We start from the raw sequence: 20,106 nt of genomic DNA on the forward strand, positions 1-20,106 counted from the left end.
ATGCTTCCCTCCAATATCAAGTATTTACTCTTTTGGATATTCTACTGAATCAATAATCCCAACAATCACCATGTCCACTGGAATCGTGCGGTTTTCGAAAGAAATACGCGCGGAACTGCCGGTTGTAATTAAGACTTGTTCCCCAATTCCAGCTCCTGCATGGTCAACAGCTACTACTAATTCAGGACTTGCTTCATGTTCATTTAATTGCTTTTCGACTAAGAGGAATTTCAATCCATTTAGTTTTTCATCCTTGCGGGTCGCCCATAAGCTCCCAACTACTTTTCCGATAATCATTCGGCATCCCTCACTTCTAACTGGATATTTTGTTCACGTAAATAATCTTTCGCGAGTGCCGTAATAATCATGTCAGGAGTAGCATAGAACGTATCACCGGCAGATAATCTCTTGTTTTGAATTTTCGCTGCGGTAATCAATTCTTTCTTCTTCTGAGTAGTTGGAGCTGTTTGAGTCACTGCTGGATGATGAAAGGCTGACTCTTGCTTAAACTGAACGCCCCATTTACGAAGTTCAACCTTTGCTTTCTCGAACGCAGCTTGCATACTTTTTGGCATGAACGCTTTCTCGATTCCTTCTTCCAGCACCACAACAGTCTTTTGCTGCATCAACCGGTTCAATAAAGCTTCTTCCATTTCATTCATGGGCATTAATCCTGCCAAACGAGTCATCTGATACAACTCAAGTTCTGTCACAATCACTACTTCGGGAGTGGAAAGTTCCATTGGTGCTACTTGTTGGAACCCTCTCTCCTCGTAGTAACGGGAAATGTAATCTTTCGTCTTCCCTACGAACGTAAACTGTTCTTTGTCTGGCTGTGGTTCTATCTCTGCCATCACTCGGTCGGTTACCAATTGAATGAGTTTTTCTAATTGTTCCATCCTAATCAGTCCTTTTTGATGATGCGGCCTTTGGTACCAGACTTGAAGCCACATGCATTTGCTTCGTCATAATCGATGTGCATGAAGGTTTCAAACTTTGGACTAACGCGAACGACCACATCGTCAAAAATTAGCGGACGCTCACTCATCACTTGGACTTTCACTACTTCTTTATCTTTCACATTCAAACGGGCTGCCTCTTGTTCCTTCACATGGATATGACGCTTCGCTACGATTAAACCTTCATCTAAAATGACATGCTTATTGCCTACCATAATCATGATGCCAGGAGTTCCTTTTGTATCTCCACTTAAGCGTAACGGTGCACGAACTCCTAGTTTTTGAGCATCTGTAAAGGAAATCTCTACTTGACTCTTGTCTCTAGCAGGACCCAGCACCACAACTTGATGCAGAACTCCTTTTGGACCTACTAAGGTAACTCTTTCTTTACCAGCAAATTGGCCTGGTTGGGATAAATACTTTGTAGGTAGTAGTTTGTGATTTTTTCCAAACAAGATATCAATATGTTCTTGTGAAAGGTGCACATGTCTACCACTTGCTTCTATTTCAAAGGTTTGTTCCATATTCGCTTTGACACGAACAGCAACTTCTTCAATTAATTGATCGAATGAGATGGTCATACGCTCCTCCCCTTATTACTTTCTTCTATTTCTTGAATCATTAACATCCAAACATAGTCCGCTAAAAAACGGCATGCTTTGATGAGTCGGTAATATTCTTCAAACGGTAAGCAAGTTTGGAAGCTGGAAGCTTCCACTTGTAAATTGCGAATCTGTGTATAAAGACGGTATACCATTACGGCCACTTCGCCGTCCGTATAGTTTGGCAGAAAGGTATCGGATGAATAAAAATCTGCCTGTGGATATTTTCCCGGATCCATCTGGTAATGAACAGAATCATTCTCATAAAACCGCAATTGGCGGAAATCCTGCAATACATTCAAAACACTGTCTAATTCGGTAATCAATCCTCGATTTTGTTGCTGGAGACTGATTTGTTGACCATAGAGAACTTCACCAATCACTTGCTCCACCTTGATTTTCCAATTCAAGCTGAATTGCGGATGCAACAGGCTCTCATCACGGATGATTGGTGCCTGACATACGACTGGTTCCTCTGCTTTCTCAACCGGAACTGGCTCGGATTGTTCTTCATAAATCACTTTGACATCGGTCAAATAACTCTTTGCTGAAGGAGTAATGATGGTTCCTGGTTCCAGCACCAACACTTTTGTTTCCTTCAAATTTGTAGTCCGCAACAATTTCCGAATGTTATTTTCTGTTAGAATTGCCATTTATTCACGTCCCTTCGTTAAAGAAAAGGCTGGGACATATCTAGATATGCCTCAGCCTCCTGCTGTAGGATTCGGATAAGGTCTGCTTATTCGCCTGCTTCCATTTTGAAACGGCCGCTTTCCTTACCGCTTCCTCATTGTCTTTCTTTAACGGTGCCTCTTCAAACGACTATTGTAGGTCGTATTTTGGCAAGATTGCATCTACTTCAGCATGTGGGCGTGGGATTACGTGTACAGATACTAATTCGCCAACTGCTTCAGCTGCTGCTGCTCCTGCATCTGTTGCTGCTTTAACAGCTCCAACGTCTCCGCGTACCATAACGGTTACGAGTCCGCCACCTACGTGTTCTTTGCCGATCAATGTTACGTTTGCTGCCTTCACCATTGCGTCTGAAGCCTCTACTGCTGCTACCAATCCTTTTGTTTCGATCATACCTAATGCGTTTGTGCTAGCCATTTTATTTTCCTCCTAATAGTTGGGTTTTTTTAATTTTTGTTACCTAGTTGTTGGGTGTTACTTTAGTTTTTCGAGCACTCGTTCTACTAATAAGTTTACGAGTTCATCCTTATCAATGTCTTTTACAGGTGTTGCTTCTGTTTCTTCAAATACGTCGTCACCGCGCAAGTCCTCTAGTTCGCGAACGCCCCAAGCAATCCGGCGTAAGTTGAACAAGTTTTGAGGGGCAATATTATCGGACGTTGAGCTTCCGCCTACTGCACCACAGCCCAATGTGAGCGCTGGGAACAGGTTGGTTGTAGCACCAATACCACCCAACGTTGCAGATGTATTGACTAATAAGCGAGAGACCGGTTTGCGTAAGGCAAATTCTTGAATGACTGCATCGTCCGATGAATGAATCGCCATCGTATGTCCAGCACCTTCTTGGTAGAGAATCTCCATCGACAAATCACATGCTTCTTCCCAGCCTTTTGCGGTATAGAAAGCCAAGATTGGCGCCAATTTCTCTCTGGAATAAGGAGCGTGTAAGCCTACGCGGTCTTCTTCTGCTATTAAGACACGTGCTTCTGCTGGCACGTGAATACCCGCTAACTTCGCAATTTCTTGTACCGGCTTGCCGACAATTTTCGGATTCATTCGGCCGTCTGGACGTAGAATGAATTTTTCCAATTTCTTGGCATCTTCGGTTGGCAAGAAATAGCCGCCTTGCTTCTTGAATTCTGCTACGACTTTTGCCTTGCTGACTTCTTCAACGATAATCGATTGTTCAGAAGCACAAATCGTACCGTTATCGAATGTTTTAGACTCCATAATTTGCTTCACAGCTTTTGGAATGTCTGCAGTCTTTTCAATGAATGCCGGTCCATTACCTGGTCCTACCCCAATAGCGGGTGTGCCGGAAGAATACGCAGCGCGTACCATTGCAGAACCACCTGTCGCAAGAATCAAGTTCGTGTCGCGGTTTGTCATTAATTCACTGGTCGCTTGCATCGTTACTTGGGTAATGACACTTAGTGTGCCTTCCGGTAATCCAACCTTTTGACCTGCTTCATTCATGATACGTACCGTTTCAATGATTGAATCTAGTGCGCTTGGGTGCGGGGAGAAGACGATTGCATTCCCTGCCTTTACTGAAATTAATGCCTTGTAGATAACGGTTGACGTTGGGTTTGTTGAAGGAATCAATCCTGCAACGACTCCGACTGGTACGGCTACTTCCATATACTTCGCCGCTTCGCTCTTATGAACAATTCCAACTGTTTTCATGTCTTTAATGGCGTTCAATACATCACGGGAAGCGAAGGCATTCTTCAATACCTTATCTTGCCATCTACCAAATCCGGTTTCTTTTTCTGCCATCTTGGCCAGTTTTACGCGGTTGGCGTAAGCTGCTTTTGCCATTGTTTTGACGATGAGGTCAATCTCTTCTTGCGAACGGGTTGCTAATTCTTTTTGTGCTGCTTTTGCCTTTTTGAGTAAGTTTCTCGTTTCTTGTATCGACAAAAGATCTTTATCTGTCAGGTTCACTCATCCTTCACTCCTTTCTCTAGTAACGCGCGGATTAATTGCTCTTTGTTGGCATATTTAATCTCTTTCTTCGTCAACGAATCAATGTTCCGCTTATAGGCGAGGGAGCGTAATTCCACAACTTTCATTTGGTCCAATCTTTCTGGGTCCAACTCAGCTCCTGGAATCCGTTCTTGCTCTTGTTCCAGAACTTTTTTGATTTCTTCTTCTGGAACTTCCCCTACTTCCGTCTTCAATTCTTCCATCGTTTCCGGTTTAATCTCCGGTTTTTCGATTGGATTCACTGGATTAGAAGCAACTGGCTCCTCACGTTTTTCTTCTTTTTGATACTTCTTCAACAACATGTGTTCCACCTGTTCATCCAAACGGGCGATAACATGGCTGGAAACAAAACTGTCTGTATTTTTCACAACCTCTGCACCTGCTTCTACGGCTGCATGAATGGCAGCCACATCTCCTAGTAACTGGACGGTTGTTAAACCACCACGGATTCGACGATTGCCAAGCAACTCTACATCTGCTGCCTTCATCGCTGCATCTGCAGCAAGGACAGCGCCAAGCATTCCTTTTACTTCAATTAATCCTAATGCTCTTTGTACCATTCTCACCACCGCCTATTAATAGCCGGTTGGATTGTCGGCTACAGCAAGGACAGCTTTTTCGAAAGCTTCACACGCTGCTTTGCAGGCAGATTGTGAACCGGTCAATAGTGCGCCAGCAAAGTTGGTTTCGGTAGGCGGTCCGTAAAAGACGCCCATTTGTACATCTGCTGCCTTCATTGCTGCATCTAGTGCATAAATCGCTTCTAGTGGAGGAGCAATTAAATAAGCAATCGCATTGCCTTCTCTTGTGTTGGCTCCTTTTGATAAAAACGTTCCGGTTCGAGATACACAGTGAGCAAAGTAAATGATGGAATCATCCTCATTGGCACTGTAAAAACTTGCGCCATGTTCAATGACTTCTATCGCTGCATCCAATCCGCTGCGAACTTCTGCTGGACTTGGTCCGGCAATCATTCCAATTACTTCTCCGGCTAACTTGGTTGAAGCATTCGCTGCGCCTGCATACAGGCTCTTCGCATAAACAACATCGACTGCTGCTTTTTTAGTCGCTTCATCAAGTGCTACATAAGTGACATCATCGCTGTCCGATGTGATGATTCCAATACTTTTTTGATCGGGTCCTAGTTCGAGTTCCTTTGCCAGTGCATCATCCACATTCGGAATGATTTTTACACTTAGAACGGATGCTCCAAGTCTGTCTTGTCTCATTTGGAATCCTCCTTTTAACGTTGTTCTTTCAGGTCAAGACCTGATTTTTTCATATCCAACATTTTCTTAATCAAGTCAGCGATATAAGCGCCGGCTTCAACTGCTGGAGTTCCGCCTTGGTGAATGTTGGAAACAACGGTTCTACGTGCTTCTGGCATTCCAACGGTTGGTTTGTAAGCAATGTATGCACTCATTGATTCAGCGGTCACGAGACCTGGGCGTTCACCGATTAACAAGCAAACTACTTCAGCGCCCGTTGCGTCTCCAACTGGATCCATAGCTGGTACACGGCAGTGTTTCACGAAAACTACTTCGCCAAAATCTAATCCATGCATCTTCAGTCCTTGGCGAATGGCAGGCAAGATGTCTTGGATGTTCGCTTCAATCGCTGCCGAGCTTAATCCATCTCCTACCATAATTGCTACCTTGGTATTTGGTTTGATTGCTTGTTTGACTTTCGCCATTTCTTGGTCGTCAAATTTACGGCCTAAGTCTGGACGGGTAATGTAGGTGTCTTTGTCACCGCAAAGCGTTTCTACTTCAACAAATTTCATTTCCTTCAACAAGTCTTCATCTACATAAGAGAAAACTGCATCTTGTGCCGCTGCGTGATCCGCACGGAAGCGTAACGCTGGCTCCGTTTTGTAACGTGTACCGGCACGCCATAATCCAAGACGGGCAGGTGTGAAGGACTTCATTTTTTTGTACCCTTCTGCATCTTGTGCATTTGGCACTAAAAATTGTTTGCGAATATTTACTTCTGTGATATCCGGAATCGAGCCTTCTTCCACATTTGTCTGCTTCGTTGGTGCTTCTTTCGTTGCAGTTGTAGCTGTAGTTGCGGTTGCAATTGGTGTTTCTTCCACAATCTCACTTAAAATGGATTTAATCATATTCTTTAAATCGCTCTCGTTCACTTAGATTCCCTCCTTTGCTTTTTCCGTTTATTTACGCTTCAAGAAGACAGATGCATCGCCAGCTAATTCGGTCAAGCGACCATTTTCGCTGAAGCCCATTTTTTCCATCCATGCATCGAATTCTTTGGTTGGGCGTTTATTCAATAGTTGACGAATGCTTGCTGTTTCATGGAAACCAGTTGTTTGATAGTTCAACATTACGTCATCAGCATTTGGAATTCCCATGATGAAGTTTACGCCTGCGACAGCTAGAAGAACGGTTAAGTTTTCTGCATCATTTTGGTCAGCCTTCATATGGTTGGTGTAACATACGTCACAACCCATTGAAATTCCAGTTAGTTTACCCATGAAGTGGTCTTCTAACCCTGCTCGGATTACTTGTTGGGAATCATATAAATATTCTGGTCCGATAAATCCAACAACCGTGTTTACCATAAATGGATCGTATTTCTTCGCAAAACCATAACATCTTGCTTCCATCGTTACTTGGTCTACGTTGTGATGCGCATCGGATGACAATTCTGAACCTTGTCCTGTCTCAAAGTACATTACGTTTGGTCCAACTGCCGTACCACGTTTCAAAGCTAGGTCGTTTGCGTCTTGTAACATTTGTGCACTGATTCCAAACGCTTCGTTTCCTTTTTGAGAACCGGCAATGGATTGGAAAATCAAACCAGATGGTGCTCCTTGATCGATTGCTTCCATTTGAGTAGAAACGTGTGCTAATACGGTATGTTGGGTTGGAATCTCCCATTCTTCCATAAAGTCATTGAACTTATGCAAGATTCGTTTCACACTCTCTGTCGTATCATCCACTGGATTCAAGCCAATAACCGCATCCCCAATCCCCATGGATACACCTTCCATAACGGAAGCCATAATTCCATCAATATTGTCAGTTGGATGGTTTGGTTGTAGACGAGCACTGAATGTTCCTGGCTCACCAATCGTTGTATTCGCTGTTTTGGTCACAATAATTTTTTGTGCACCCATAATCAAGTCTAAGTTCGACATGATTTTTGTTACGGCCGCCACCATCTCTGCGGTCAAACCGTTTGAAATACGGTGAATATCATAATTTGTTGTATTCAAATCCAAAATCCATTCGCGTAAATCCGCAACGGTCCAGTTCTTGATTTTTTCGTACGTATGCAAGTTCACCCGGTCAATAATAATACGGGTTACCTCGTCTAGTTCGTAGGGAACAGCTGGATTGTTAAATAAATCGGAAAGCTTAAGATTGGAAAGAACAACCTTCGCAGCGACACGTTCCTCTGCACTTTCAGCGGCAACACCAGCTAGGTGATCGCCTGATTTTTCTTCATTGGCTTTTCCCATCACTTCCATTACGGAATTGAATGAGTAGGTCCGGCCAAAGAGCGTGGTCTTTAAAATCATGAATGAATCCTCCTTTAATCATTAATTAAATACAAGTGTTTTGACGACGACAGGCAGTACTGAACCGTCTGCAATCGGATTACCAATATCAATGTAGTCTCCATTTTGTACATGCACACTGTCAATGCATACAAAAGGATACGCTGCTGGTAATTGTGCATACAGACTATGTCCTAGTGCCTTTGCCATGTCTTCTTTGACCAAGATGACGAGTGGATCGCCTTTTTGGATGACTTTCTCTAACCCCTTCACGATGGCCGCTGCTAAATCTTGGATATACTGGAAGCGTGGATTGACCGCTCCTTCAAAAGCTAAGGCAATAAGCTGCTGTTCGCCGTCTGCTTCAAACCAATTCAGCTTTTCTTCAATAGCTTGCGCCATCTTCTCGATGCTGGCCTGGTCTTCGTCTTCTTTTGAAAGCTTCAAAACCGGCACATTTTGAAGCGGTAGAATCTTGTCTTTGTAGGTGATGGTACTTCCGCTGACATCTGTTGTATGAGATCCTGCTCCTACAACCGTTGCTCGGATGGTTTCCACACTCTCGATTACTTCAAACTGCTCGAAAAGTTTTGATTGGGCAATCTTTCGTCCCAGTAAAATACCAATGTCTCCATACTTAAATGGTGCTTCGTCCGTATCTTTCTGGATATAATCGGCTACCCCACCGGAAAAAGAGACATACTCTACTTTTCGTTCAGTCCGCAAGTCCTTATTCGTAATCAGTAAGTCATAATACGGACTCTTTTCCCCAACACCCAAACTGTTTTCCATCACTTGAACCATAATGGACAATAGTTTATTCAAATCAGTCAAATCAATGGTCTGATTGAGCCTTAGCTGTAGCCGTTCTGCTTGAATAATAGTCTCAAGCTTCGGTGCAATATACGTAATCTTCCGTTGCTCATTCACCTTGATGAGCCGGCCGCCAATGTCAAAGCAACCTGTATCTTGGATATCGCCGTCATGGAAACAAACGAGGTTCGTTGTTCCACCACCAATATCAAAATTAACGGTAGTCGTATGGTAGTGTACGGAGTAAGAATGCGTACCCGCGCCCTTTCCAGCAATGATGCTCTCGAGGTCGGGTCCTGCTGTTGCGACAACAAAGTCTCCCGCGAATCCACTCAACGCTTCCGCTACAGCGCGGGAATTTTCTTTCCGAACGGTTTCACCCGTAATAATAATGGCACCCGTTTGGATGTCTTTTTGCTTCACACCAGCTTTTTGATACTGTTGTTCCACAAATCGTTTAATTTGGTTGGCATCAATCAAGTTGTTCGTCAAGATTGGTGTAAAGAGAATGTCACTTTTATAAATGACTTTCTTATCCGTAATCGAGATTCGTGGAATGGTAAAAGCTGAAGCCATGTTCTCGATATATAATTCAGAAAGCACTAACTGCGTAGTGGAAGTGCCGATATCAATGCCCACGCTCAATAATTTTTCAGCCATTCCCTCACTCCCTTCAAAAAAGACGCTGAAAGAAAGGTCTCTACAGGAGAGTCCTTTTTATCAGCGCCTTTGCTTTTTTTCTTACGACCTTGTAAGAAAGGATTATTTAGTTCTTAAATGTAATGCGAGTTTTTGTGCCATGTGGGTTAGAATCAACCGCAATGGTACCGTTCAACTTACTTTCCACAAAACTAGTAACAATCCAAAGTCCCAAATTGTGCTGGCCATGTGCTTCAAAGTCGAAGCCGCTGCCATTGTCTGCGACATAAATAAAAATCAAATCGTTTTCTTGCTTAATTTCTACACGAATCTTGCCCATCCCGGTTTCTTTATCGGTAAAAGCATGGTCATAACTGTTTTGAATTAGTTCATTCATAATAAGGGCAATCGTTACAGCCTTGTTGCTGTCTAGAATAATTTCTGAGTCAATTTCGCTTTGGAAATCAATTTCCCTTTGATCTGAGAAAAACCGAGTAAGGTTGAAAATAACGGCATCCAGTACCATTTTAAGCTGTACATTGTCTTCCTTTTGTTTAGATAGCAGTTCGTGTGTTGCTGCAATCGATAGGACGCGGTTGACGCTCTCATTCAGTACTTTCTTCGCTTCTGGACTCTCGGCTCGTCGAGCTTGTAGCCGCAGTAAGGATACTACTGTTTGCAAGTTATTTTTTACACGGTGGTGGATTTCTTGGATCGTTACAAATTCTTCTTCCTTGCGTGACTCTTTCACCTTCTGATCGGTAATGTCTTTCATGATTTGAATGACAAAACCGTTCGAAGGGAGATGAATAATTTTACTCTTGAAGTAGTACTGGTCGAACTTGATTTCTCGGCCTTTCAAACTTTCGAACTCGCCTAGAGAAACCAAACTCAAAATACGGTCAAAAGTCATTAAGTCAAGTGCCAGGTTATCATAGTGAAGCGAATTAATGGAGTCCATATAGCCAAACGTTTGATAGTATTGACCCGCTGCTTTATTATGATGTCTCAAAATCCCCTTTGCATCAAAGATTAAAATGATATCATCTAAAAAGTTTGCGATGGACTGCTCTACCTTTTCCATTTCTTCAAGTGCCAGACTGACTTCCTCGTACGATCGATCACGGTTTCTTACGTCAAACTGATGCTTGATTTCATTGCTGATATTCTGCTCAACAATGAAGACCGCAATCGTTTTGTTTTTATACTTCATCGGATACGAGGTTTGCTTGATCAGTACACCTTCTTGCGAACGTGCATTTAACTCAATCGAAGTCTGCGACGTCTCCAAAGTCCGCAAAGGCCCTGGTTCGTCTTTCCGATAAGCAATCTTGCCAACCACACGCTCCTTATACAAAGATGGGGAGTACAAGGGACGGCGGTGACAAACCACAATTGCTTCGCCGGTAAAGGCATCCCGCACATCTACGAAAACATCATAATCTTCATAGCGCTTATCCGATAGAGCATCTGCTACTTGTTCTTTTAAGAAAGCAATTTCTTGATCATTCAGCTTGGTGTAGCGTTCGCAAATATTTTGGATATCTTCATCCACTACATGTGGCTTATTCATCAAGCATCACCAATAATTCTGCTACTTTAATCATCGGAATACGCTTCTGCATACTGATCGAGCGCATTTTTTTGTAGGCAGCATCTTCATTAATTTGTTCAGTTGCCATCAATTTCCCTTTGGCCTTCTCAATCACTTTCCGCTCTTCTAACTTGCGGGCAAGTGTTTCCAGCTCTTTGGCCATCTTTTCATGTTCTTTCCCCTTTGCTAAGGCTAGTTCTACCATCGGCAACAAAGATTGTTCATGAAGAGGCTTTACCAAATATCCAAGCGCACCAAAACTAGTCGCCTTTTGGATGTATTGCTGATCGCTATAGGCAGTTAACAAGATAATCCCTGACGTTGTTCCTTCTGCTACGATTTTCTTTGAAGCAGTCAGACCATCTAAAATCGGCATTTTAATGTCCATGATCACTAAATCGGGTTTCGTTTCTTGACAGACCCGGATTGCTTCAAAACCATCTGATGCTTCCCCTACCACTTGGTGCCCCGCGCCTTCTAAAATGTCTCGGATATCCAGCCTTGTGATTGGTTCATCATCAACAACTACGATTCTTCCACTCATTATTTCACCTCATTGTTTTAACTAACCGTTAGTGCGACACGGTTAAAACCTAGTACTTTTTCCATTGTGTCGAGCACTTCTTCTAATGCGACAATGACAGATGAAACATCTCCGGTAATCACAACAGAACCTGAAAAACGATCAACAAACCCGATTTCAATATCTGCTGCTTTAGTCGCAATATCAACAGCAATAATCGCTGCTTCGCTTGGGGTGATGGTCATGATTCCAATCGCATCCGCCTGGGTGTTCAACACACCAAGCTTCCCATAAATCTCAGGGTCAGGTTTTGCAATCGCATGGGCAACCGTAATTTGTTTCCCGGGAACATACTCCTGTATGATTCTTTCCTTTTCCAATGAGTACGCCTCCTTGTCCTAACTATGCATATGCCTGTTCTAAGATTTGCACGATGTCCGCTGGCGTCGCTTTGACAGGGTTTGTGTCAGAGCAGCGATCCTTCAGCGCATCTATTGCGATTTGGTGTTTGTGTTCTTCGAAAATACTGCGTTCAACACCCCACTTCGAAAAAGTGGTCGGCATATTTAAACGCTTTTCTAGCGAAACGATTGCATTCGTCAAGCTTCGAACGCCCATCTTTGGACTTCCTGCACTTAAACCCAGCTGTTTCGCTATTTTCGTGTATCGTTTTGCTATCTCCAAATGATTCATTGCCCCATTGCTCGTCACTCCACTATTATAACGGATAACGTGCGGTAATAATATGCCATTCAAGCGTCCATGTGCGATATGGAATCGTGCTCCGGCTGCATGAGCGATGCCGTGGTTGATTCCGAGAGACGCTTGGTTGAATGCCAGACCTGCCAAACATGAAGCCACATGCATTTTCTCGCGTGCCTCCATGTCCTGCCCGTCGCGATATGCTCGTTCTAAATACTCAAACACATAGACAATCGCTTTTTCAGCAAGAGCATCGGATATTTCATTCGCCTTCGTTGAGACATACGCCTCTAGAGCATGGGTCAATACATCGATACCGGTATCGGCCGTCGGAATCGGTGGCAAATCCCGTACCAATGACGCATCCAGGATTGCTTCATCTGGTAAAATTTCGTCCGTAACTAACGGGTACTTCACTTCTTTCTCAGCGTCCGTAATGATTGCAAAATTGGTTACTTCTGAACCTGTTCCGCTGGTCGTCGGAATCACGAGAAAAGGAATGCTACCGAAAGTACCGCTTTGTCTGCCAAAGTACAGCATTGCTTTTGCTGCATCAATCGCAGAACCTCCTCCCAATGCGAGGAGCATGGTTGGATGAAAGTCTTTTGCTTGCTCAATTCCTTGAACAATCGTATCAATAGGTGGATCAGGAACAACTTCAGAAAACACCATTGTTTCCACACTCGCTGAAAAGTGGCTGGTTACCGTTTGATAGATTGCTGAATGAGCGATGAATGAATCCGTAATGATTAAAATCTTTTCGTCTCTAAATTCACTCAAACGGGACAAGCTATTCTCACCGAGATATAAAGTTGTTCCAAATCTGATTTTTTCCATTCTGAACCTCCTTCCTACAAAAAAAGCCGTAAGCAAACAAGTATCTTATTCGATACGTTGTTTCTTACGGCTTCGTCGCTCGTATTTGATGGCACGCCCTTGTGCTCTAACTGCTATAAGCGTACTATTGTTTTTTCAGGTTGTCAACAAAATTTTGAAAAACGGTTCCAAAAACGTTAATCTTTTAAATCTGCCTTCGTAATTTCTGTATGGAAGACACGTCCACTGCGCTCATAGAGCACGTCTTGTACGTTTGCTTCTGCATTTACTACTCGAGCAACGGCAAAGAAGTAATCAGATAATCGGTTCACAAAACGAACCACTTCTTCGTTCATATCATTCGTCCACATGAACGTAACGATTTCTCGCTCTGCTCTTCTCGCTACCGTGCGGGCGAAGTGAAGTTGGCTCGCAAGCTTCGTGCCGCCTGGCAAAATGAAAGATTCAACGACTGGCGGAACATCGGCATACTCATCGATGCGACTTTCTAACCAGAGTGTCAGTTCTTTATGAACGCGGTATGGATTCTTCCCATGTGGTGTCGCTAAGTCATTCCCACAGTCGAACAAATATTGTTGAATGGTCATTAGTTCTTCACGTAACGCTGGTGTAGCTTCATCAGAACTTGCAGCCATACCGACGATACTATTTAGTTCATCCACTGTTCCATACGCGGTTACCCGCTCTGAATCTTTGGCAACTTGCATACCGCCAATAATTCTTGTATACCCTTTATCGCCTGTTCTTGTATAAATTTGCATGTATTCTTCATCCTTCCAGATATTCAATTAATGCCGTGATTCCCGTATCCGATACAGCCGACACTTGAAAAATTCTTTCCACACCGGCTAATCGGAGACGCTCTTCGGCTTCCTGGAGGATCGTTTCATCCTCACATAAATCCGTTTTTGTAATGATGCCAATACATGGCTTCATTAAGTTTTGAGCAAAATTGGGTGAATAGATTTGTTCTTTTTCCATCACATTCGCAACCAACCCAATTACTTCTGCTTCCGCAGCCATCATTTGCAACGCATTGTAGTAGCGCCGATGCTGCACAAATTCACCAGGAGTATCAATCATCTGGGGATAGTACTCGACGGCTTGCGTTTTTTGGTAGCGCAATTCTTCTCCAACGATTCGTTGACAGAGTGTTGTCTTGCCGCTACCGATGGACCCAATCAACATGATTTTCTTCATTTGATTCCTCATCCTTCTAGGTCCGCGTAATCGCAGGAACACTGAAGCCCATCTGTGTTTTCAGTGCCGTAGTTGAAGCGTTCATTGCCATTTCCACCGCAGCCACATCGCCTAGGATAAAGACTGAACCACTGAACCGATCCACAAAACCGATTGTAACCGGTGCTGCCTTTTTCGCATGGTCCACAGCGATAATCGCGACTTCACTTGGGGTAATAGTCATGATGCCGATTGCTTGATAATGCTCATCGTGCAACCCTAACTTTTCAAAAATCCGTCGATCCGGATGCGCAATGATATGCGCCAAAGTAACTTGCTTCCCTGGTACGGACTCAAATATTTTACGATCCTTTTGTATCATTTCTTCGCCCCTCATTTCTTTGAATGAAAGCGCAACACACACGTCCATAGTAATTGTGTTTGAAATTTCTGTCAAGAGACGGAACTTTATTTCTTCATCGAAGAAAGAATCAACGGTCGTAAAATGGGTTCCAAAATCAGGTAAAAGACTGCATTTCCAAATGCATGCATCAAGTCAAAAGGTACGCCCATCAAGTAGTAGGACCAAAAATTGGTCATGCCAAACATTTGGGAAGAGAAGATGGAAATAACAAATCCATATAGAAGACCTGCCAAAAAGGCAAAAATAACCATGAGCCATTTTGTCTCCATTCTTCTATACAAAGGTCTAAGGAACAAACCGGTGAATCCGATCATTACCATGTAGCTAATCATCTGATAAAAAATCCACGGTCCCATTCCAAGCACCAAATTCGACAAGATGAGTGAGAGTGCTGTCACAATCAGCCCGTCCCTCGTGCCAAACGTCAGCGTAATGATTAGCAAGACGGCCGTCATGGGCTGTACATTCGGCAAGAACTGGAAAACAATTCGACCTACATAGCACAGAGCCACTAAAATCGAGAGCACCGCAATTCGTTTGACTGAAAAATTCGACTGTTTTTTTAGGATAGTGGTTCGAGTTTCCATTCCACAACATCTCCCTCTTGGAGTTCAGTGTCATTTGCACCTGCCGGAGCCATTTCGCCGTTTAAGTCAAATAGCCAGTACTTACTTGCTTCTACATCTTGTTCATGACCGTTGATGGATTCAATAAACGTATCTTTCTCTACAATTTCATAATTTTCTTTCATAACCTCTAATAAGATTGCTCCAGGTTCTACTTCCACTTCTTTGGTGCCGTCTTCTATTTCTTCACCGTCTACACTCACATGAATCGTTACCGCTACGGTTTCTTCAGCCACGCTGGAGGATACCGCGCTGCTCGTTTCCGTTACTTGTGTGTCACTGTCTGAAACGCCACAACCTGTTAAAATAAACCCTGCTGCCAATAATGCCAAATACTTTTTCATAAATACCACTCCTAATTTTTATTGGCTAAAAACGAGGACTGGTTGACCGACGTTGGTCCTTCCTTCCACCTTGAAGATCAGTCCTTGCCCTTAGCTGTGACGGATAGAACCCCTACTCATTTTTGCTAAAATGAATATGGAAGCTGTTTTTTTTGAGTACAAAAAAAGCCTATGCGCCATTACATAGACTTCAAACGACACTGTTTTACCTCGAAACAGCAACGCATGCATATTAGCAAACGAAAATAAAGATCTGACTCCATATGTTTCCATATGATTACAGTGGCGGGACCGTGTTGGGATTGAACCAAACTTCCATATCTTCGTTGTCTTTGAATGGTACTTCTATCCCCTTCATTGTAGTCCAGCAAAATGGAATTGGCAAGGGGAAAGTTGTACTAATCTTCTTTTAGAGACAAGACGCCATCTTTCATGACGTAGACTTTATCGCAGTAATCAATCAAGCGCTCGTCATGGGTTACCATAATCGTCGCTTTATTTTTTTCCTTTGTTTCGCGGGCAAGAATTTCGACTACTTCAAATGCTTTCGTTGTATCCAAACTTGCGGTCGGCTCATCCGCTAAAATAACGGATGGATCATGATAAAGGGCACGAGCAATCGCAACCCGTTGGCGTTCACCACCGGACAAATCACTTGGATATTTGTTGCGCAGCTTCGTAATGCCTAGCCCTTCGAATAAGTCTTCTGCCTTCTCTTTATCAAACTTCGAGCGTTCTACTTTATTAACCAAACGCATTTGATCTTCTACTTTCAAAAAGGGAACCAAGTTTGATGCTTGAAGAATAAAGCCGATTTCTTCAAAACGCATTTTATTGCGTTCTTTTTGATCTACTTCACTGAACTTCTGCTCACGAATCAAGACACGCCCTTCTGTCGGGGTTTGCAACCCTCCGATAATGGTTAGGAAGGTACTCTTACCGGAACCACTTGGACCAATAATCGCCACGAATTCGCCGCTCTCTACTGAGAAGTCGGTCTTTTTCAAAGCTTCTACTTCTTTATTTCCATCATTAAATGATTTCGTAACACCTTGCAATTCAATTAGTTTCATCTTCTTGTCCTCCTATCCAATTGCTTCTAGCGGATCAATTTTCGCAACGGTACGAACGGAGAAGAATGCTCCCAGTACAGCGAAAAGAATCAGCAAGCCAGTAATTCCACCCAGGAACAGTGGATTCGTGCGGTATGGTACAGAAGCTGGAAGAACAAGCGATGTTCCTACTGTCAACAACAATCCAATTCCAACTCCAATTGCTGCAAGCAGGAATGTCTGCGCGACAACAGATTTCGCAATATAGAAGGTAGAAATTCCTTGTGCCTTCATGACCCCAAACATACTTGATTTTTGTAACGTTAATACATAAATAAAGATTCCGATTACGATTGCGGCAATCATAATCAAGAAGCCGATCATTAATCCAAAGGTCAACACTTGTGCCGTGTAACCAGGAATTTCCTCAATATAATCTTTGATGGAATACGAACGTAAATTATCATTCTCTAGTTCAATTCCGTTTTCAGAACGAACGACCAAGGCGCTGATTCTTCCTTCTTCGGAATCATCTTGTTGATCGAAACGTACTTCTTGATACGTACCAACCGTTCCGTATAAAACGGGTGCCACGTTAAACTTCGCATCTTCAGTAAAACCAACAACCTCAATGCTTAAATCATTACCGGCAAGATTCAATTTATCGCCAATCTCAATTCCAAATTCTTCTTGCATACTGATGTCAGCCACTACTTGATGATCTTCCGTGAAGGTTTCTCCTTCAATTACTTCGGGCATCAAGAATTGATCTGATTCAATCCCAAAAATCGTAACCGTAATTTTTGCATCCTCACTCGTTGATCCTTCTTTTCGAACAACGGTTGGCGTCTGGCCAAGAACAGCCACTTCATCCGCGTTCACTTCGTCCATCAACTTCCGCGGCATCATCGACATACTAATATTCGCATTCGATTCATCGGTTAACACGATGGCATCTGCGTCCCACTTATCTACACTTGTACGGTTGTCTTGAGCTAATCCGTAAGCTAGTCCGGTTAGGAAGTACACCAGATACGAAACCAAGATCATGACACCAATGATAAGCGCAAAACGAGTTTTGGAATATTTTATTTCATTCCATGCTAAAAACATCAAAGCACCTCTTTATCTTCTATAATCATTCATTTTTCACGCACTTAAAAATAAATTGCTTTGAAATTATACCCCATAATTATTAATTTTCCTATCAAACTGGTTTTTTACACAAAAAAACTGAAGGATGCTTCCACACTCTCCAGTCTTTCCCTATCTAGAATAGTTTTGCAATATTGGTGTATTCTTTATTCAACGAATCGGCTACATCTGCATTCGTCAGTTTACCTTTGTAGACATTGATTCCAGTCATGATGGTAGCATCATTCTTCGCCGCTTCCAAGTATCCTTGATTAGCAATCTTCACTGCATAAGGCAAGGTAGCATTGGTTAGCGCAATCGTTGATGTTTTCGAAACAGCACCTGGCATATTTGGTACTGCGTAGTGCAAGATGCCATGTTTTTCATAAACTGGATCGTCATGCGACGTCACTCGGTCTTCCGTTTCAAAAATTCCGCCTTGGTCCACCGCGATATCCACAATGACAGAGCCCGGCTGCATTTTCTTCACCATTTCTTCGGTAACCAGTGTTGGTGCCTTGCGTCCTGGAATAAGGACGGCTCCAATCACGATATCCGCGTCTTGGATTGCACGCTCAATATTCACGGAGTTTGACATTAAAGTGATGACTTCGTTCCCATATAACGATTCAATCTCTTCCAAAACTTCTGGTTTCACGTCAAGAACCGTACAGTGCGCGCCAAGTCCAAGTGCGATTTGGAGTGCATTCCTACCGGTTACGCCTCCACCAATGATGACTACTTTCCCGTTACGCACACCTGGTACCCCGCCAATCAAGACGCCTTTGCCGCCGTATTGACTCTCTAGATACTGGGCCCCAATTTGAACAGACAGACGACCGGCAATAATACTCATTGGGTTCAAGAGCGGCAAGTCACCAGATTCGCCGACCATGGTTTCATATCCAATCGCAACCGTTCCGGCTGCTTCTAGTGCATTGGTCAGTTCCAATTCATTTGCCAAGTGTAGGTACGTGAAAATAATTAAATCGTCGCGGAAATATTTGTACTCTTCTTGCAGAGGTTCTTTTACTTTAATGACCATTTCTGCCGACCATACTTTCTCTGCAGAAGGTTCTAAAGTGGCGCCAGCTTCTTCGTACTGCTTGTCCTCAAATCCAGAGCCGAGTCCTCCGCCCGATTGAACCATTACCTGGTGGCCATTTTTTACAAGCAAGGCTACTCCCAGGGGCGTCAATCCAATCCGGTTCTCGTTGTTCTTGATTTCTTTCGGTACTCCGATTAGCATAAATAAACTCCTCCAATTTTAATCTCTCTTGTAAATCATATCACTTTTGAGGGAAGATTGAAAAGATTTCGATTAAAAATCAATGAAAATAGCAACTTGTTAACGGTTACCTCCTCAGTCTAATAGGAATAATTTTTTTAGTGGAAAGACAGATTTTTTGCGTACTTTATTAAGAAGGGAGTGAACATTCATGTTTTTATACAGGCGAGAAAAGAGTTTAACATTGCATATCATGGAGTCGCTGGCATCTCGCACGGCTCTTAATGGGAAATCAGCTGATTATTTGATCCATTTAAGAAAGGGGCACGAATGGGAAGAAAAACTAGATCAGCAGATGGAAGGTTGTGGCGATTCGATATTGGTTTTCCCGGGAGCATTGCTCCAACCACAAATGGGAAATGCCTTCCAATGGGACACGATTGTTTTGGCCGGTACATCCTTCTATTTATACGAAGTAAAGAGTTTTAGCGGAACCTATCGCTACGGAAAGGAAATGTGGGTGTCGGAAACAGGATTTGAAATCAGCAATCCGCAAATCCAAATGCAAGACAACAAAAATCGGTTCAAGAATTTGTTAAGGGAGTTGGGGTATGCAAAAGATTTCCAAGTAAAAGCCTATGCGGTCATGGTTCATCCTGAATTTACTCTGCTAGGAGCACCTGAGCAAGAAACCCTGCTCTTGCCGACTCAATTGAAACGGCACTTCACTTCTCTAGCAAAAGGAGCCCCACCGCTCACACGGTACCACCATCTAATCGTACAAAAGTTGCTGGCACAGCAAGGAGTGGAGCGCGCATTTTGGGATCATATTCCTCCCTACTGCTACGAAGATTTGCACAAAGGATTACGCTGCCCCGATTGTGGCTCGTTTTCACTCCATCATTCCAGGCAAGTTTATGACTGCACCAATTGCGGGATACGAGGGACTCATCGCGCATTAATTTTGTTCCACTGGAATGAGTTGAAGCAATTATTTCCCAATATGCCCCTAAGAAGCAAGGTTCTTTATGAATGGTGCGGCGGTGTTTACTCGCAAAACAGGCTTAGAAGAATGATTCAACAGCTCTAAACAGGAAAGCGTGCAAGTGAGCCTTTTAAAAAGAGCTCACTTGCACGCTTTCGGACATTTTGGTATGAGTGAGGATTATTTTGTACTGACCCCCAAAAGTTGGACTTGTAGGAGAGAAGAAATTCTCTCCTTTTTATTCGTTATTTATTTTTCTC

General features: G+C 43.2%; 24 protein-coding genes and 1 riboswitch. Of the genes, 1 reads left to right on the forward strand and 23 read right to left on the reverse strand.

Going from position 1 to position 20,106, the window contains the following annotated elements; genetic code table 11:
• Positions 1-24: 24 nt before the first annotated feature.
• The 23 genes from PVE40_RS05915 to ald form a co-directional block, all read right to left on the reverse strand.
• The gene (locus tag PVE40_RS05915) at positions 25-297 is read right to left on the reverse strand and encodes a EutN/CcmL family microcompartment protein (protein WP_068562433.1); all 273 of its coding nucleotides are present in this window, start codon (positions 295-297) and stop codon (positions 25-27) included.
• Positions 294-899 (reverse strand): hypothetical protein, encoded by a 606-nt coding sequence (locus tag PVE40_RS05920; protein ID WP_274730964.1) that lies wholly within the window; start codon positions 897-899, stop codon positions 294-296. Before PVE40_RS05920 ends, PVE40_RS05915 begins: the two co-directional genes overlap by 4 nt.
• Positions 900-904: 5 nt before the next feature.
• Entirely contained in the window at positions 905-1,540 is a 636-nt protein-coding gene (eutD, locus tag PVE40_RS05925) for an ethanolamine utilization phosphate acetyltransferase EutD (protein WP_274730965.1), read from the reverse strand.
• Positions 1,537-2,214, reverse strand: coding sequence for a hypothetical protein (locus PVE40_RS05930; RefSeq protein ID WP_274730966.1), 678 nt, complete (start codon positions 2,212-2,214; stop codon positions 1,537-1,539). The genes eutD and PVE40_RS05930 overlap by 4 nt, the downstream gene beginning before the upstream one ends.
• Before the next feature lie 169 nt (positions 2,215-2,383).
• The gene (locus PVE40_RS05935; RefSeq protein WP_068562430.1) at positions 2,384-2,671 is read right to left on the reverse strand and encodes a BMC domain-containing protein; all 288 of its coding nucleotides are present in this window, start codon (positions 2,669-2,671) and stop codon (positions 2,384-2,386) included.
• A gap of 57 nt (positions 2,672-2,728) precedes the next feature.
• A complete protein-coding gene (locus tag PVE40_RS05940) occupies positions 2,729-4,201 on the reverse strand; it encodes an acetaldehyde dehydrogenase (acetylating) (protein ID WP_274730967.1) in 1,473 nt (490 codons plus the stop codon).
• Positions 4,198-4,803, reverse strand: coding sequence for a BMC domain-containing protein (locus PVE40_RS05945; protein ID WP_274730968.1), 606 nt, complete (start codon positions 4,801-4,803; stop codon positions 4,198-4,200). Before PVE40_RS05945 ends, PVE40_RS05940 begins: the two co-directional genes overlap by 4 nt.
• Before the next feature lie 15 nt (positions 4,804-4,818).
• Entirely contained in the window at positions 4,819-5,472 is a 654-nt protein-coding gene (gene eutL / locus PVE40_RS05950) for an ethanolamine utilization microcompartment protein EutL (RefSeq protein ID WP_274730969.1), read from the reverse strand.
• Between the two features lie 14 nt (positions 5,473-5,486).
• On the reverse strand, positions 5,487-6,389 hold the full coding sequence (gene eutC, locus PVE40_RS05955) for an ethanolamine ammonia-lyase subunit EutC (RefSeq protein ID WP_274730970.1): 903 nt from the start codon (positions 6,387-6,389) through the stop codon (positions 5,487-5,489).
• 27 nt (positions 6,390-6,416) lie between these two features.
• A complete protein-coding gene (locus PVE40_RS05960) occupies positions 6,417-7,787 on the reverse strand; it encodes an ethanolamine ammonia-lyase subunit EutB (RefSeq protein WP_068562425.1) in 1,371 nt (456 codons plus the stop codon).
• Between the two features lie 21 nt (positions 7,788-7,808).
• Positions 7,809-9,239 (reverse strand): ethanolamine ammonia-lyase reactivating factor EutA, encoded by a 1,431-nt coding sequence (gene eutA, locus PVE40_RS05965; RefSeq protein ID WP_068562424.1) that lies wholly within the window; start codon positions 9,237-9,239, stop codon positions 7,809-7,811.
• A 106-nt stretch (positions 9,240-9,345) separates the two neighbouring features.
• Positions 9,346-10,791, reverse strand: a complete 1,446-nt coding sequence (locus PVE40_RS05970; RefSeq protein WP_274730971.1) for a sensor histidine kinase — start codon at positions 10,789-10,791, stop codon at positions 9,346-9,348.
• On the reverse strand, positions 10,784-11,356 hold the full coding sequence (locus PVE40_RS05975; protein WP_274730972.1) for an ANTAR domain-containing response regulator: 573 nt from the start codon (positions 11,354-11,356) through the stop codon (positions 10,784-10,786). Before PVE40_RS05975 ends, PVE40_RS05970 begins: the two co-directional genes overlap by 8 nt.
• A 17-nt stretch (positions 11,357-11,373) precedes the next feature.
• Entirely contained in the window at positions 11,374-11,700 is a 327-nt protein-coding gene (locus PVE40_RS05980) for a BMC domain-containing protein (RefSeq protein ID WP_198143356.1), read from the reverse strand.
• A 37-nt stretch (positions 11,701-11,737) separates the two neighbouring features.
• Positions 11,738-12,874, reverse strand: coding sequence for a 1-propanol dehydrogenase PduQ (locus PVE40_RS05985; RefSeq protein ID WP_274730973.1), 1,137 nt, complete (start codon positions 12,872-12,874; stop codon positions 11,738-11,740).
• A 176-nt stretch (positions 12,875-13,050) separates the two neighbouring features.
• A complete protein-coding gene (locus PVE40_RS05990) occupies positions 13,051-13,635 on the reverse strand; it encodes a cob(I)yrinic acid a,c-diamide adenosyltransferase (protein WP_068562419.1) in 585 nt (194 codons plus the stop codon).
• 7 nt (positions 13,636-13,642) lie between these two features.
• Positions 13,643-14,074: a EutP/PduV family microcompartment system protein gene (locus PVE40_RS05995; protein ID WP_274730974.1), complete on the reverse strand. Its 432-nt coding sequence runs from the start codon at positions 14,072-14,074 to the stop codon at positions 13,643-13,645.
• Between the two features lie 16 nt (positions 14,075-14,090).
• The gene (locus tag PVE40_RS06000) at positions 14,091-14,435 is read right to left on the reverse strand and encodes a BMC domain-containing protein (RefSeq protein ID WP_274730975.1); all 345 of its coding nucleotides are present in this window, start codon (positions 14,433-14,435) and stop codon (positions 14,091-14,093) included.
• Positions 14,436-14,521: 86 nt separating this feature from the next.
• Entirely contained in the window at positions 14,522-15,064 is a 543-nt protein-coding gene (locus tag PVE40_RS06005) for an ECF transporter S component (RefSeq protein ID WP_274730976.1), read from the reverse strand.
• Positions 15,040-15,447 (reverse strand): DUF4430 domain-containing protein, encoded by a 408-nt coding sequence (locus PVE40_RS06010; RefSeq protein ID WP_274730977.1) that lies wholly within the window; start codon positions 15,445-15,447, stop codon positions 15,040-15,042. The genes PVE40_RS06005 and PVE40_RS06010 overlap by 25 nt, the downstream gene beginning before the upstream one ends.
• Positions 15,448-15,637: 190 nt before the next feature.
• Positions 15,638-15,791, reverse strand: a riboswitch (adenosylcobalamin (AdoCbl) riboswitch).
• 54 nt (positions 15,792-15,845) lie between these two features.
• The gene (locus PVE40_RS06015; protein ID WP_068562414.1) at positions 15,846-16,520 is read right to left on the reverse strand and encodes an ABC transporter ATP-binding protein; all 675 of its coding nucleotides are present in this window, start codon (positions 16,518-16,520) and stop codon (positions 15,846-15,848) included.
• A 12-nt stretch (positions 16,521-16,532) separates the two neighbouring features.
• Positions 16,533-17,612: an ABC transporter permease gene (locus PVE40_RS06020; protein ID WP_274730978.1), complete on the reverse strand. Its 1,080-nt coding sequence runs from the start codon at positions 17,610-17,612 to the stop codon at positions 16,533-16,535.
• A gap of 157 nt (positions 17,613-17,769) precedes the next feature.
• Positions 17,770-18,882 (reverse strand): alanine dehydrogenase, encoded by a 1,113-nt coding sequence (gene ald / locus PVE40_RS06025; protein ID WP_274730979.1) that lies wholly within the window; start codon positions 18,880-18,882, stop codon positions 17,770-17,772.
• A 190-nt stretch (positions 18,883-19,072) separates the two neighbouring features.
• Here ald and PVE40_RS06030 point away from each other — a divergent pair, with 190 nt between their 5' ends.
• Entirely contained in the window at positions 19,073-19,951 is an 879-nt protein-coding gene (locus PVE40_RS06030) for a nuclease-related domain-containing protein (protein WP_274730980.1), read from the forward strand.
• Positions 19,952-20,106: the final 155 nt, after the last annotated feature.

The sequence above is a fragment of the Jeotgalibaca caeni genome, assembly GCF_028863945.1.
GTDB classification, from domain to species: Bacteria; Bacillota; Bacilli; order Lactobacillales; family Aerococcaceae; genus Jeotgalibaca; species Jeotgalibaca caeni.